The sequence below is a fragment of the Bacillus sp. JK74 genome, from assembly GCF_053663395.1.
In genome coordinates this window covers 175,247-189,798 of sequence record NZ_JBSJQB010000005.1, presented here as the reverse complement: position 1 = coordinate 189,798, position 14,552 = coordinate 175,247, and the positions used below count along the sequence as shown (strand labels likewise).

The following is a 14,552-nucleotide window of genomic DNA, read 5'->3' as shown; positions in this document are numbered from 1 at the left end:
GCGCTTTTTATATATCAGAATAACTCTCCTTGAAAAAGCTTGTTTGTTCAAGGGGAAAAAAGTAAGATTATACTTGAGGTGAACGACATGGAAAGACTGCAAAAAGTTATTGCTCATGCCGGCGTGGCATCACGCAGAAAGGCAGAAGAGCTGATAAAAGAAGGAAAAGTAAAGGTGAATGGAAAAGTAATAACAGAGCTCGGCGTAAAAGTGACCGGTTCTGATCAGATTGAAGTAAACGGATTAAAGGTGGAGCGGGAAGAACCCGTGTACTTTCTGCTTTATAAGCCGAGAGGAGTGATCTCAGCAGCTGATGACGACAAAGGGCGGAAAGTGGTGACCGACTTTTTCAAAGAAGTGCCGCAGCGCATTTATCCGATCGGCAGGCTTGATTATGATACGAGCGGACTTTTATTGCTGACAAATGACGGCGAGTTTGCCAACAAACTCATGCATCCGAAATACGAAATTGATAAGACGTACGTCGCCAAAGTGAAGGGAATTCCTTCCAAGGAACTTCTGAGAAAGCTTGAGCGCGGCATTCAGCTTGAAGAAGGCAAGACAGCGCCGGCCAGAGCGAAAATGCTTTCCCTGGACAAAAGAAAGCAGACGAGCATTATTCAGCTGACGATTCATGAAGGCCGAAACAGACAGGTCCGCCGCATGTTTGAGGCGATCGGTCATGACGTGCTGAAACTCAAACGTGAAGAATACGCATTTTTAGATTTAAGAGGTCTGCGCACAGGAGACGCAAGAGAATTGACGCCGCATGAGGTGAAAAGGCTGCGGGCTTTAGCTGAACACGGTAAAAACGCTTTCTAATTTTCACATAACCTTCAAAAATTACAAAACGTGTAGATGATATAATTGAATGGATTTGCAGACAGGGGAGGGGAGCAGTGTACAATGAACAAAAAACGGCGGCGTTTATTCATTCGGACCGGCATCCTTCTCATCTTACTCTGCGCGCTCGGATATACCATCTATAATGCCGTTTACACAAACGGAGAGCGTATATCTGAGGGGTCCAAAGCCCCGAATTTCGCGCTGAAAGATACAGAGGGCAGACTCATAGAACTGAGTCAGTTAAAAGGGAAAGGTGTTTTTCTGAATTTCTGGGGAACGTGGTGTGAGCCGTGCAAGCAGGAATTTCCCTACATGGAGAATCAATACAAGCATTTTAAAGACCTCGGTGTCGAGGTGGTTGCGGTAAATGTCGGCGAATCAAAAATTGCAGTACATAATTTTATGAAAACATACGGCGTCAATTTCCCGGTTGCGCTTGATACTGACCGGCAAGTGCTGGACGCGTACGGCGTATCACCTATTCCGACGACATTTTTGATCAATCCCGACGGAAAGGTCGTGAAAGTGGTGACCGGCACGATGACAGAACGCATGGTTCATGACTATATGAATTTAATTAAGCCGGAGGCGTCTTCATGAAAAAGGTCAAATGTGAATGCGGGCACGTGAATCCAGCCGGGACGGTTTTGTGCGAGTCGTGCGGGAAGCCGCTTGATGATCAAAAATCGCCGCTTGCCGATATGCGGTACGACGGCAGCGCAAGGCGTTCGCAAACATATAACAAAACAATCGTAGATAAGGTATGGAACTTCTTTTCTTCCGTAAAAGTCGGAATATGGCTGATTGTCATTACTCTGGCGGCATCTGCTTTCGGCACGGTTTTTCCGCAGGAAGCTTATCTGCCGCCGGGCGCCCAGCCGGATACATATTATGAACAGCAGTACGGCATAATCGGTCAACTGTATTATTTGCTGGGGTTTCATCACCTGTACGGCTCATGGTGGTATATGCTCCTGATCGCATCAATTGGCATATCACTGGTCATCTGCAGCCTGGATCGGGTGATTCCTTTGTACAGGGCGCTGAAAAATCAAGGAGTTCGTCGGAATCCGGTCTTTTTGAAGAGGCAGCGTCTATACAGCCGGACAGAAACCGAGCTGAGCGGGGATGCGGCTGATGGCCTCAGAACACGATTGAAAAAAAAGCATTATAGAGTGCGAGAACAAGAGGGAAGCATCCTGGCGGAAAAAGGCCGTTTTTCAAGGTGGGGGCCCTACGTTAATCATATCGGCCTGATCATTTTTCTGATCGGAGCCATGCTGAGATTTGTACCCGGTATGTATGTCGATGAAACGCTCTGGGTCCGTGAAGGCGAAACCGCCCAGATCCCCGGTACTGACGGCAAATATTACTTAAAAAACAACCGGTTCACGATGCAGACATATAACAAAGACACTGAGAAAAAAGTATTCGCCGACGCCATTGACAGAGCCGGAAACGGCAAAGTCGCCAAATCCTTCACAACGGACGCGGTTTTGTACAAGAGGGAAGGCGACATTGTATTCGGTGAAAAGCCGAAGCTTAAAAGAGTCAAAGAAAACAATATCCGCGTCAATGAACCGCTGCGCTTTGACTCCTATTCTGTGTATCAGGTGGACTATAAAGAAAACCAGCTCGATCAGATGGTATTTCAGCTGATCGACCAAAAAACAAAACAGTCATTCGGCAAACTGAAGATCAATCTTCTTGATCCCGACACGGACTACGATCTTGGTAACGGTTACAAAGTGCAGATCGCCAGTTATCTTCCTGATTTTTATTTTAACAAAGACGGAGAACCGAGCACGAAAACGAAGGTTCCTAACAATCCGGCTTTTGTCTTTAAAATCACGGCTCCCGACAAGCCGAAAGGGGAGAAAAGTTTTGTTGCGATTCAGCAGACTGTTGAAGGTTCCGAAAGTAACAAGTACAAATTAAAATTCGACCATGTGGAAACGAAAAACATTACAGGACTCACCGTCAGAAAAGACTTAACCTTATGGGTGCTTGCCGTCGGCGGCGCGATCTTTATGATCGGCGTCATTCAAGGGATGTACTGGCAGCACAGAAGGATCTGGATCAAAACAGGTGATCATGAAGTGCTTGTGGCGGGACATACGAACAAAAACTGGTTCGGTCTGAAAAAGGATATCGAATTTGTTCTTAGCGGGACCGGGATTCAAGAGCCGGCCGATCAAAAAGAATTGGCCAAAAATCAGGCCTAGTGAAAAAGGAGTGGTGTCATGGCGGAGCTGAGCGCAAATTTTCTTTATGCTGCCTTTTTGATTTATTTAATTGCCGTCCCGGTTTTCGGCGGCGCCATCCGGGGAACAAAAGGTGCGAAGGACGGTAAGGGCCGCTGGTCGGCTATCGGAATCACGTTAACCATTTTCGGATTTCTTTGTCATCTCGGCTACTTTATTGCGAGATGGTCGGCAAGCGGACATGCGCCTGTCAGCAATATGTTTGAATTTACGACGTCATTCGGCATGATGCTTGTTCTCGCTTTTATTATTATTTACTTTATTTACAGACTGCCTTCATTAGGCATGTTCACATTGTCTATCGCGCTTTTGCTTATCGCATATGCAAGCATGTTTCCGACAGACATCACGCCGCTTATTCCGTCACTGCAGAGCAATTGGCTGTACATTCACGTCACAACGGCGGCGCTCGGGCAGGCGATTCTTGCGATCAGTTTTGTAGCCGGCGTCATTTTCCTGTTAAAGCATGTCGACCAATCCAGACCGGGCAAAAAAACGTTCTGGCTTGAAGTCATCATGTTTATACTCGTGACGACCGTGGCATTTATCGCCGTCACGTCGGCATTCCGGCTGGCGGACTACAAAGCAGAATTTAATTGGGTGGATAAAAAAGAGGCTAAAAGCGTGATGATATATGATATGCCTGCGCTTGTCGGCCCGCATGACGGAGAACTGCTTACGGAAGGCGCAATGAAGCCGCTTATTGAGCTTCCGGCCATTTTTTCAGGCAGAAAGGTCAATACGGTGATCTGGTCGTTTGGCGCAGGTCTCGTTTTATACGGGGCGCTCAGGCTGATATTCAGAAAGAGAATCAGCGCTCTTATAAGCCCGCTCGTCAAAAATGTGAATCTGGACTTGGTCGATGAAGTCGGCTACCGCGCTGTTTCCATCGGTTTTCCGGTATTCACACTCGGCGCGCTTGTGTTTGCGATGATTTGGGCGCAGCTTGCATGGACGCGTTTTTGGGGCTGGGACCCGAAGGAAGTATGGGCGCTGATCACCTTTTTATTTTACGCAGCGTATTTGCACTTGCGGCTGTCAAGAGGCTGGCATGGCGAAAAGTCCGCGTGGCTTGCCGTCATCGGCTTCGCCATTATTATGTTTAACTTAATTTTTGTGAATCTCGTGCTTGCCGGACTTCATTCGTACGCATAGATGCAAAAAGCCGATACAGTTCTCAAGCTGCCGCACAGTTTGTTAAAATGAAAGTAACAGAAGGAAAGCAGGGGGAAAACGATGGATCAAACAAATGAAACTAAAATATTAGTAGTAGATGATGAAGCCAGAATTCGACGCCTTTTAAGAATGTACCTTGAACGGGAAAACTATGTGATTGAAGAAGCGGAAAACGGAGACGAGGCCATTAAAATGGGGCTGGCATCAGATTATGATCTGGTGCTCTTGGATTTAATGATGCCGGGAACGGACGGAATAGAAGTATGCCGGCAGCTCAGAGAAAAAAAAGCGACCCCGATTATCATGCTGACGGCAAAAGGGGAAGAAGCCAACCGCGTCCAAGGGTTTGAAGCGGGGACGGACGATTATATCGTCAAGCCTTTCAGCCCGAGAGAAGTGGTGCTTCGGGTAAAGGCGCTTTTAAGAAGGGCTTCCCAAACATCTTATCTGACAGCCAATACCCCGACAAAAAATGTGCTCGTCTTCTCGCATCTATCCATTGATCACGATGCTCACAGGGTGACTGCGGACGGCACGGAGGTGAGCCTGACGCCGAAGGAATATGAACTGCTGTACTTCCTGGCGAAAACACCGGACAAAGTGTACGACAGGGAAAAGCTTTTAAAAGAAGTGTGGCAGTATGAATTTTTCGGAGACCTCAGAACGGTGGACACTCATGTCAAACGGCTCCGTGAAAAATTAAACAAAGTGTCCCCTGGAGCGGCGAAAAAAATCGTCACCGTCTGGGGAGTCGGATACAAATTTGAGGTAGGCGCTGAATGAAGTTTTGGAAAAGCGTAGTAGGAAAGCTTTGGTTTACCATTCTTTCACTCGTGTTAATTGTTTTATTTATTTTAACGGTGCTGCTTCTGGAATTTATAGAAAATTACCACGTTGAAGAAGCGGAAAAAGATTTAACGCAGCTTGCCGATAAAATCGCGGTCATAATAGAAAATCATGAAGACCAGCCGCTTGCCAGATCCATCACGTGGGAACTGGCGGACAATTTAACGAGCATCGCGATCATTCAGGATGATAAGCATGTCTGGTATTCGCCCAATGACGATAATCATTTATCCTCTATTACATTAGAGCAGATTAAACATGACCGGGATCTGCACAAGGCGCTGACAGACCGCAATAAAGTAAGCAAACGCGCGGTCCCCAAAAATGCCGGTTCGGATAACGAACGGCTGATCGTCGGAGTGCCCTATGAAAAAGACGGCAAAAAAGGCATGGTCTTTTTATCCCAATCGCTGCTTGCCGTCAAAGATACGACGAAACATACGACACGCTATATTTTTCTTGCGGCGGGCATTGCCATCGTCTTGACAACGTTTTTCGCATTCTTTTTATCCAGCAGGGTGACATATCCCCTTCGGAAAATGCGGGAAGGCGCCCAAGACTTGGCGAAAGGAAAGTTTGATACAAAAATTCCGATTCTGACCCAAGATGAAATCGGGGAACTGGCCATTGCCTTTAATCAGATGGGACGGCAGCTCAATTTCCATATTAACGCGCTGAATCAGGAAAAAGAACAGCTGTCCAATATTTTAAGCAGTATGGCAGACGGGGTCATCACCATTAATATCGACGGCACCATTTTGGTGACCAACCCGCCGGCCGAACGTTTTCTGCAGGCATGGTATTATGAGCAGAACATGAACATTAAAGAAGGAGACAACCTTCCCCCTGAAGCAAAAGAGCTTTTTCAAAATGCAGTGAACACGGAAAAAGAGCAAATGATTGAAATGACGCTTCAAGGAAGGTCATGGGTTTTATTGATGTCGCCTCTTTATGCGGAATCACACGTCCGCGGCGCCGTGGCCGTGCTCCGTGATATGACCGAAGAGCGCAGGCTGGATAAATTGCGTGAAGACTTCATTGCCAATGTCAGTCATGAGCTCAGAACCCCGATTTCTATGCTGCAGGGATACAGTGAAGCAATAGTGGACGACATTGCAAGCACCGAAGAGGAGAAAAAAGAAATCGCGCAGATCATTTATGATGAATCTCTTCGCATGGGCCGGCTTGTCAATGATTTGCTGGATTTGGCCAGAATGGAATCCGGACATACGGGCCTGCGCTATGAAACGGTAAACCTGCATGAATTTCTGGAGAAGATCTCCCGCAAATTTTCCGGGCTAGCGAAGGAAAAAGGCGTTTCGCTCACAGAGGACATCTCGGTGTCTCAGCCGGAGTGTGTCTTTGACGAAGACAAAATGGAACAGGTGTTTACCAACCTTATAGATAATGCGCTGCGCCATACGGAGTCAGGCGGAAACGTTCATATCGCGGCTCAGACCGTAAAAGACGGACTGAAAATCGATATCAAAGATTCCGGCTCGGGAATACCGGAAGAGGATCTGCCTTTTATTTTTGAACGTTTTTATAAAGCGGACAAAGCAAGAACAAGAGGCAGGGCGGGGACCGGACTCGGACTCGCCATCGTAAAAAATATCGTGGAAGCCCACGGCGGCTCAATTGCGGTTCACAGCAGCATCGACAAAGGGACGACGTTTACATTTTATATTCCGACAAAAGTGCAGGATGACGTCTGAAATTGACGAACAATCTTGTTCCATACGAAACACCCGCATGTTCTGCGGGTGTTTTTTGTTTGTTTCTCCTTTAAAAATTTAAGAATATGTTAATATAAATTCCCTTCCAAATTCCAGTTTCTCGTAATATAGTTGTAATGTAACTTTTCAACGCATTTTTACGACAAAAAAGTGAACGGAGGGGTTTCCCATGGAAGAAACCTTTCAGATATTATACGATGCATACCATCAAGATTTATATCAATTTTTATTTTATATGGTAAAAGATAAGTCGCAGGCTGAAGATTTGACGCAGGAAGTGTATATCCGCGTCTTGAATTCCTATCATACATTTGAAGGAAGAAGCAGTGAAAAAACATGGCTGTTGTCCATCGCACGCCATGTGGCGATTGACTGGTTCCGCAAGCAGCAGACGATCAGACAGCGTATTATGGGTACGTTTGATTGGGATACACAAGATGTCAGAGATCAGCATTTGCTTCCGGACGAACTCGCCGTACAGCATGAAAATGTCCGGGAAATTTATACCGCGCTTGATCATTGCACCATTGATCAAAGAGCTGTTATTATCTTGAGATTTATTCAGGGATATTCCATTCAGGAAACAGCCGCCGCTCTCCGCTTCTCGGAAAGCAAAGTCAAAACGACCCAACACAGAGGGCTCAAAATACTTCGGAAACAGATGGAGCTTTTGAGGGAGGAGCTAATGGATGATGAAGTCATATTGGAACGAAGAAAGAGTAGAGGAGTTGTTAAGACAACTTCCGGCGGTTAGAGATCATCGTTCACCCGAGGCCATTTACCGGAATATTGAAACGGGTAAACCGTACAGGAAAAAACCGGCCCGAAGCTGGATCGGCCCCGCCGCAGCCGGCATCTGCGCATTGTGCATCGCTCTGATTATTTCTCCTCACCTGATGACAAACAAATCTGCCGGTGATCTTACAGCTGACAGCGGTCAAGCTGAAAAAGCCAGTCAGTCAGCTGCTGTCAAGCCGGATCAGAAGACGTTTGTCGTTTCTAACGAAAACAAAAACAATTACATTACTTTGGCGTTTGCCGATTCAGATACATCCGCCGTCATTCCGGTCAGTTTTGAAAAAAAGAAGCCTGACGAATCGGTTTCAGAGGCATTATCTGATGCAGAAAACTTAGAAGTGCCCGAATCTTTCCTTTCTGTGCCGAACCTTTTGGACGGTGTGCAGGTAACTGCGGATAAGAAGGATTTGCTTGTGCAGGTAAACGGACGTCTTTCTATCGAATCAGCTGCCGATGCTGACTTATTGAAAAAGATGCTGAAAGAGACTTTGACATGGAGTCCTTACGAGCGGATTAAATTGAAAAAGGTTCAAAACGGAGCCGGACAGGATTTTTATAAATCTTACGGCATTTCCGCTGAGATGTCCGTACATAAACAGACAAACCGGGCGTATTTTTCTTACAGCGACAGTCTGGGACAAGAGTATCTCATCCCGTCTGAACAAACCTATTATTCAGTATATCAGGCTATTGACGGGATGAAGACAACAGACGGAGGCTCACAGACCGCGAGCATTATAGAAGCAGATGCGATTGCATCGGTATCGGAAAGGGAAGACGGCGAGCAGCTGCGAATCCAATTGTCCGAAAAACATAAAGTTGAAGATTCGCTGGAAGGCATTTTAATGATCGAAGGACTTTTGTTAACCGCGAAGGAATTTGGTTATTCTGAGGTGCTGTTCACACATGCACACGCAAAGAAAATCGGTAATTATGATGTGACAAAACCGATTGCTGTGCCTGCCGCGCCTAATCCGCTTCCGACCCATTAAACGTAAAAAAACCCAAAACATTCATATGTTTTGGGTTTTCTGTTGGTTACGGAAGGTCAATCAGTTTAACGGAAACAATATCCTGAACTGAAGTCAGCTCATTGACGACTTTATCATCTAAATGTTTATCAAAAGAAAGCATCATAATGGCTTCTCCGCCTTTTTCTTTACGGCCTACCTGCATGGTAGCGATATTGATATCGTTATCGCCGAGGATGCGTCCGACGCGTCCGATTACACCAGTCGTATCCTGGTGCTGGATATAAACGAGGTGGCCGGCAGGATTTAAGTCAATATTAAAGCCGTTCAGTTCAACGATTCGTTCACCGAAGTGAGGGATATACGTAGCCGTTAACGTAAATGTGCTCCGGTCTCCGGTTACTTTTACGCTGATGCAGTTATCATATCCTGATTCATTGGAGGAAATCTTCTCGCTGAAGCTGATACCGCGTTCTTTTGCTACACCGCCGGCGTTCACTTCATTGACCGTTGAGTCTACACGCGGTTTTAAGAAACCGGACAGCAGGCTTTTTGTAATAAATGATGTTTCAAGTTTGGCGATGGTGCCTTCATATTGAATCGCAACATCTTTGACGGGTTCCTTCATACATTGTGACACGAGACTTCCGATTTTATCGGCAATTTGGTGATAAGGCTGGATTTTTTTGAATTCATCTTTCGTCATCGCAGGCAGGTTGATCGCTGACATGACAGGCAGACCTTTTGCAAACTGCAGCACTTCTTCAGAAACCTGTGCCGCGACATTCAGCTGTGCTTCTTTCGTTGAAGCGCCTAAGTGAGGTGTGGCGATCACCAGCGGATGGTCGGGAAGCTTTGATTCAACTGGCGGTTCCACTTCAAACACGTCAAGGGCAGCGCCTGCGACATGGCCGCTTTCCAGCGCTTCCAAAAGCGCCGCTTCATCAATAATGCCGCCTCTTGCGCAGTTGATAAGACGGACGCCTTTTTTCGTTTTGGCAATGGTTTCTTTGTTAAGCAGTCCCTTTGTTTCCTTTGTTAAAGGCGTGTGGACGGTAATGATATCTGCGCTTTCAAGCACTTCTTCGAATGTCCGGCTGTTTACGCCGATTTTGCCGGCTCTCTCTTCGGTTAAGAAAGGATCGAATACATGAACCGTCATACCGAACGCTCTGGCGCGCTGGGCAATCTCGCTTCCGATCCGGCCCAGACCGACAATGCCTAAAGTCTTTCCGTAGAGCTCCGCTCCGACAAAAGCCGTCCGGTTCCATTCTCTTGATTTTACTGAGATATTGGCTTGCGGGATGTGTCTCATTAATGAAGAAATCATCGCGAATGTATGCTCTGCCGTTGAAATGGTGTTTCCATTCGGCGCGTTTATCACGATAACTCCATGTTTTGTGGCCTCATCAATGTCGATGTTGTCTACGCCGACACCGGCTCTGCCGACGATTTTTAAAGAAGTCATCTTTTTAAACAATTCTTCGGTTACTTTTGTGGCACTGCGGACTAACAGGGCATCAAAGGTATGTAATTCATCTTCTGCATCCGCGACGTTTTTTTGAACAATTTCTATAAAGTCTGATTCCATCAGCGGCTTTAAGCCGTCATTGCTCATCTTATCTGAGACCAAAACTCGAAACATTGTTAGATTTCCTCCTAGTTTAGCTGACTAAATATCTGATAATTTATCATATTCTTAATAGAGTGTCAATGTGTATTGACGCAGTAAAGGAGAAAAGGAAGCCGATAATTCAGTTAAAATGGGCTTCAACAATATTTTATATAAAATTGAGCAGTTCTCTATACAATTACAATTTGATCATATATAATGTGAATAAATTCATAAGATCAATCTTCGGGGCAGGGTGAAATTCCCTACCGGCGGTGATGAGCATCACGCTCTAAGCCCGCGAGCTGCTTCGGCGGCAGGATCCGGTGAGATTCCGGAGCCGACAGTATAGTCTGGATGGGAGAAGATGGAGGTTCAGCAGACGTTTTGATGCTTATATCAAACGTTTCTTTGCCAATCCTTAGTAAGCTCCCGCTTTTTAACAAAAGCGGTTTTTTTATTGGGGCGCAAAGAACCTTTCCACTTTTCGAGAGATTTGATCGAAAAGGAGAGAGCATTGTGAAAGTAAAAAAATTAGTTGTCATCAGTATGCTTAGCAGTATTGCGTTTGTGCTTATGCTGTTAAATTTCCCGTTTCCGGGGCTGCCGGATTACTTGAAAATTGATTTCAGTGACGTTCCTGCAATTATCGCCATTTTGGTTTACGGGCCTGCGGCGGGGATTGCGGTTGAAGCGATTAAAAATATTCTGCAGTATATCATTCAAGGAAGCATGGCCGGCGTGCCTGTCGGGCAGGCAGCCAATTTTATCGCGGGAACGCTGTTTATTCTGCCGACGGCGTTTATGTTTAAAAAGCTCAATTCTGCAAAAGGGCTTGCAGTGAGCCTGCTGGCCGGAACCGCGGCGATGACCGTGCTGATGAGTATTTTGAACTATATTCTTATCCTGCCCGCGTATACTTGGTTTTTACATTCACCGGCATTGTCAAACAGCCAGTTGAAAACGGCGGTTGTCGCAGGAATTCTGCCGTTTAACATTGTAAAAGGCATTATCATCACCATCGTCTTTACGTTCATCTTTACGAAGCTGAAACCTTGGATTGAACAAAAACGCAGCATCCAAACACAATAAAGGCTTAAAGCGTCCGCTCTGTGAAGAACAGCCGGACGCTTTTTTTGTTTGTGGTGATCGGCAAAAAAATAAGACTCCGGCCGATAACAGCCGGAGTCTTATTCAGGACGAAAAAGCTCCTCTCACGGGGAGGGCTTTTTTATTCGTATTTCAGCGGGTCGCCTTCGAACGGTTCATCCGCAACTTTGATTGAATCAGTAGGGCATCCTTCAAATGCGTCAATCATATCTTCTTCCAGAACTTCCGGAACTTCGACGACACCTTTATTTTCGTCAAGCGTAACGAACGCAATGCCTTCATCATCATAATCATAAATGTCTGGTGCCGCAGCTCCGCAGGCGCCGCATGCAATACACGTATCTTTATCTACAATTGTGTACTTTGCCATGAATAAAACCTCCCAGATTGTTCGTGTTGGAACAAATGGTTTACCTTATATATTTTTAAATATAACACCTATTCCTCTTACTTATTGTAATGATGTTAGTGTCAAATTTCAACAGAAAAATGATTGAGAATGCTTATCACATAAGGGATTCTCTTTAGCACTTCCCCCTAAAAGATGACTTTAAACGTCAAATTTATATGAAAATCTGTTAAAATAAAAAGAACCAAAAAACGAAACTTGTCACAAAAGAAATGTAGGTGTGTTTAGATTGGCGATAAACTACTTTGATACCGTGGTTCTCGACTGTCTGGACAAAATAGACGGCGAACGGACTCCGAGTGCTGTGTTTCATTTATTAAAAGGAAAAAAGTCGTCTCAAACCATTCAGGATGCCGGCTTATTTCAGATCGCTAAATATTTCGGCATGGCTTCACAGTGTGAACGCGGCGATATTGCTGCTTCTTTGCATAAACTCACCGAGAACTCATACATTACAGCCGGAAAAGAAGAGGGAACGTGGAAAGTGACTGCGCGCGGCGTTCAAAGGCTTGAACTGGCGTTTGCCGAGCGGCCTTGGCCGAAGCACTGCCACGGCGCGAATTATCAAACGCCTGCCGTCACTCTGTGGAGGCGGCTTTCCCTGCTCATTCAAGTCCTGTCAAACAAAGAGCATCAATGCAGTCAATATATCCCGGTTACCAACGATGTGCAGACGCTGAGATGGGTCAAACGGTTCATGCGGAAAAACAGAGATGCTAAAGAGCTTTCCATCCAAATGCATGACGCGCTGTTTCAGCTTCTGCAAGGCGTAAGTGAACGGCAGGCGCTTATTTTTGTCTATTCTTTAACTTCATTCAACAGAATCGGCAAAACGAATAAGCAGCTCGCTCTCCAGCTGAACGAAGATGAATGGTATGTGTCCGTCCAGTTTTGGGGAGCGGTACATTATGTTATTCAATCGCTTCCGCAATGTGCATATCCCGCTCTGCGCGAGCTGTTGTCCGATCTGCAGGCGGAAAGCGCGCTGACACAGTCTGCCAGAAAAACCTTTGAGCTGTTGGAAAAAGGGTTTCCGATTGAACGGATCGCCGCGGTCAGAAATTTAAAAACCGCCACAATCGAAGACCATATCGTAGAAATATCATTGCATCAGCCTGCATTTTTTATAGAACAGTATCTTTCTGAAGAGGAACAGCGTATGATAACGGCATTTGCAAAACAGCATCAAACGAATAAAATTAAACGGATTCGCGAAGGAATGCAGATGCGCTTCAGCTATTTCCAGATCAGGCTGGCGCTGGCAAAGACGGTGAATCAGCATGACTGAGCTGCATAAAGCTTTATCCAGGTATTTTGGTTTGCATTCCTTTAAAAAAGGGCAGGAAGAGATTATGACTAGCGTGCTCCAAAAAAAGGATACGATCGCCATGCTTCCGACCGGCGGGGGGAAATCATTATGCTATCAGCTCCCGGGTTACATGATGGACGGGCTGGTGCTGATTATTTCACCGCTTCTTTCATTAATGGAAGATCAGGTGCAGCAGCTGAAAGCAAAAGGAGAAAAGCGGGTTGCGGCATTAAACAGCATGCTGAATTCCGCAGAGCGGCATTTTATTCTCAGCAACATCAGCCGGTATAAATTTCTCTATATGTCTCCTGAAGCCCTTTCTTCACCTTATGTACTGAACCGTTTGAAAAACGTTCCGGTCAGTTTATTTGTTATTGATGAGGCTCATTGCATATCAGAATGGGGACATGATTTCAGGCCTGATTATTCGAAGCTCGGGCCTTTCAGACAGGCACTCGGAAAGCCGCCTGTATTGGCGCTGACCGCAACAGCGACAAAAGAAACGCTCAGAGACGTGACGGATGTGCTCGGACTTGAGCATGCTGTGCGTCATCTTTATTCAGTCAACCGGCCGAATATTCTCCTGGCGGCAGAACATTTGGCTGATAATGCCGAAAAAATAAGCAGGCTCACGGAGCTTGCTGAAAAGCTTGAAGGCCCGGGTATCATATATTGTCCGACCAGGAAATGGGCGGAAGAGCTTGCGGCTGAGCTGAATGAAAAAACGGGAAAGCGGACGGATTATTATCACGGCGGAATGGATACAGGGGACAGAATCTTGATCCAGCAGCAATTTATCCATAACCAGCTTGATTGCATCTGCTGTACCAATGCGTTCGGCATGGGTGTGGATAAGTCAGATATCCGCTTTGTCATTCACTTTTATCCTCCTCAAACGGCCGAGGCCTTTATGCAGGAAATCGGCAGAGCGGGACGCGACGGCAGCCCGAGTGTCAGTATTTTGCTGAGGGCGCCCGGCGATACCGAGCTTCAGCAGCAGATTATTCAGACAGAAAGCCTGTCTGATTATGATCTGGAAGGCATTTTGGCCGTCATACGGGATGCCGGTACGGGTGATGAGCGAAAGCTTCGGGACGTTCTGATCAACAAGGGCGTACAGGAAACACAGGCGCGAACGGCCGTCCACCTGTATCTGCAAGGAAAAACCACAAAAGAGCAGCTGCAGGAAGAACTGACATACCGCGTGGAAAAGAAGCTGCGTAAAATGAACCGTTTTTCGGCGTTATTAGAGCGGAAAGAATGTATAAGAGAAGCGCTGCTGTCTTATTTTGATGAATCGTATGAGCCTGAAGGTCAAACCGGACAATGCTGCAGCAGCTGCGGACTTGATCTGGCTCCGTACGAGCAAAAAGGAGAACGGAAAAACATGGAACGGTTTGAAGATTGGAAGCTGGAATTAGGCCGGATTTTCGGTTCAGAGTCTGCGGGTGAGTTCAGCTGAGACGGCAAAGCGA

General features: G+C 46.2%; 13 protein-coding genes and 1 riboswitch. Of the genes, 11 read left to right on the top strand and 2 right to left on the bottom strand.

The genetic code is table 11. The features are described from left to right. The first annotated feature begins 87 nt into the window (after positions 1-87). The 8 genes from rluB to ACWJJ5_RS15515 all read left to right on the top strand — a co-directional run bounded on the left by rluB (position 88) and on the right by ACWJJ5_RS15515 (position 8,658). Entirely contained in the window at positions 88-822 is a 735-nt protein-coding gene (gene rluB / locus ACWJJ5_RS15550) for a 23S rRNA pseudouridine(2605) synthase RluB (protein WP_015388055.1), read from the top strand. Between the two features lie 84 nt (positions 823-906). Next, positions 907-1,446 (top strand): thiol-disulfide oxidoreductase ResA, encoded by a 540-nt coding sequence (gene resA / locus ACWJJ5_RS15545; RefSeq protein WP_003153391.1) that lies wholly within the window; start codon positions 907-909, stop codon positions 1,444-1,446. After that, positions 1,443-3,071, top strand: a complete 1,629-nt coding sequence (gene resB / locus ACWJJ5_RS15540) for a cytochrome c biogenesis protein ResB (protein ID WP_053573271.1) — start codon at positions 1,443-1,445, stop codon at positions 3,069-3,071. Before resA ends, resB begins: the two co-directional genes overlap by 4 nt. Before the next feature lie 18 nt (positions 3,072-3,089). Further along, on the top strand, positions 3,090-4,265 hold the full coding sequence (ccsB, locus tag ACWJJ5_RS15535) for a c-type cytochrome biogenesis protein CcsB (RefSeq protein WP_003153395.1): 1,176 nt from the start codon (positions 3,090-3,092) through the stop codon (positions 4,263-4,265). An 81-nt stretch (positions 4,266-4,346) separates the two neighbouring features. Further along, positions 4,347-5,069 (top strand): DNA-binding response regulator ResD, encoded by a 723-nt coding sequence (gene resD, locus ACWJJ5_RS15530; protein WP_003153397.1) that lies wholly within the window; start codon positions 4,347-4,349, stop codon positions 5,067-5,069. Further along, positions 5,066-6,847 (top strand): ATP-binding protein, encoded by a 1,782-nt coding sequence (locus tag ACWJJ5_RS15525; protein WP_454022517.1) that lies wholly within the window; start codon positions 5,066-5,068, stop codon positions 6,845-6,847. The genes resD and ACWJJ5_RS15525 overlap by 4 nt, the downstream gene beginning before the upstream one ends. Before the next feature lie 190 nt (positions 6,848-7,037). Further along, positions 7,038-7,622 carry an RNA polymerase sigma factor SigX gene (gene sigX, locus ACWJJ5_RS15520; RefSeq protein WP_003153399.1) on the top strand — a complete coding sequence of 195 codons (585 nt, stop codon included), beginning with the start codon at positions 7,038-7,040 and terminating at the stop codon, positions 7,620-7,622. Then, complete coding sequence (locus ACWJJ5_RS15515; protein ID WP_103695076.1) at positions 7,597-8,658, top strand: sugar dehydratase; 1,062 nt, start codon at positions 7,597-7,599, stop codon at positions 8,656-8,658. Before sigX ends, ACWJJ5_RS15515 begins: the two co-directional genes overlap by 26 nt. Before the next feature lie 46 nt (positions 8,659-8,704). Here the strand turns inward: ACWJJ5_RS15515 and serA are convergent, their stop codons facing one another. Beyond that, positions 8,705-10,282, bottom strand: coding sequence for a phosphoglycerate dehydrogenase (gene serA / locus ACWJJ5_RS15510; RefSeq protein WP_077722535.1), 1,578 nt, complete (start codon positions 10,280-10,282; stop codon positions 8,705-8,707). Between the two features lie 205 nt (positions 10,283-10,487). Next, positions 10,488-10,622, top strand: a riboswitch (FMN riboswitch). Between the two features lie 146 nt (positions 10,623-10,768). Here serA and ACWJJ5_RS15505 point away from each other — a divergent pair. Further along, positions 10,769-11,341, top strand: coding sequence for an ECF transporter S component (locus ACWJJ5_RS15505; protein ID WP_003153402.1), 573 nt, complete (start codon positions 10,769-10,771; stop codon positions 11,339-11,341). A gap of 139 nt (positions 11,342-11,480) precedes the next feature. Here ACWJJ5_RS15505 and ACWJJ5_RS15500 read toward each other — a convergent pair whose 3' ends face one another. Next, entirely contained in the window at positions 11,481-11,729 is a 249-nt protein-coding gene (locus ACWJJ5_RS15500; protein ID WP_003153403.1) for a ferredoxin, read from the bottom strand. Between the two features lie 268 nt (positions 11,730-11,997). On the opposite strand from ACWJJ5_RS15500, the gene ACWJJ5_RS15495 reads away from it, so the two are divergent. Further along, positions 11,998-13,056 (top strand): helix-turn-helix domain-containing protein, encoded by a 1,059-nt coding sequence (locus tag ACWJJ5_RS15495; protein WP_454021573.1) that lies wholly within the window; start codon positions 11,998-12,000, stop codon positions 13,054-13,056. Then, entirely contained in the window at positions 13,049-14,539 is a 1,491-nt protein-coding gene (locus tag ACWJJ5_RS15490; RefSeq protein WP_160182843.1) for a RecQ family ATP-dependent DNA helicase, read from the top strand. The genes ACWJJ5_RS15495 and ACWJJ5_RS15490 overlap by 8 nt, the downstream gene beginning before the upstream one ends. Positions 14,540-14,552: the final 13 nt, after the last annotated feature.

Bases quoted from the DNA above. Each gene is read 5' to 3' on its own strand.
- rluB (WP_015388055.1), top strand. From the start codon at position 88: ATGGAAAGACTGCAAAAAGTTATTGCTCATGCCGGCGTGGCATCACGC.
- resA (WP_003153391.1), top strand. From the start codon at position 907: ATGAACAAAAAACGGCGGCGTTTATTCATTCGGACCGGCATCCTTCTC.
- resB (WP_053573271.1), top strand. From the start codon at position 1,443: ATGAAAAAGGTCAAATGTGAATGCGGGCACGTGAATCCAGCCGGGACG.
- ccsB (WP_003153395.1), top strand. From the start codon at position 3,090: ATGGCGGAGCTGAGCGCAAATTTTCTTTATGCTGCCTTTTTGATTTAT.
- resD (WP_003153397.1), top strand. From the start codon at position 4,347: ATGGATCAAACAAATGAAACTAAAATATTAGTAGTAGATGATGAAGCC.
- ACWJJ5_RS15525 (WP_454022517.1), top strand. From the start codon at position 5,066: ATGAAGTTTTGGAAAAGCGTAGTAGGAAAGCTTTGGTTTACCATTCTT.
- sigX (WP_003153399.1), top strand. From the start codon at position 7,038: ATGGAAGAAACCTTTCAGATATTATACGATGCATACCATCAAGATTTA.
- serA (WP_077722535.1), bottom strand. From the start codon at position 10,282: ATGTTTCGAGTTTTGGTCTCAGATAAGATGAGCAATGACGGCTTAAAG.
- ACWJJ5_RS15500 (WP_003153403.1), bottom strand. From the start codon at position 11,729: ATGGCAAAGTACACAATTGTAGATAAAGATACGTGTATTGCATGCGGC.
- ACWJJ5_RS15490 (WP_160182843.1), top strand. From the start codon at position 13,049: ATGACTGAGCTGCATAAAGCTTTATCCAGGTATTTTGGTTTGCATTCC.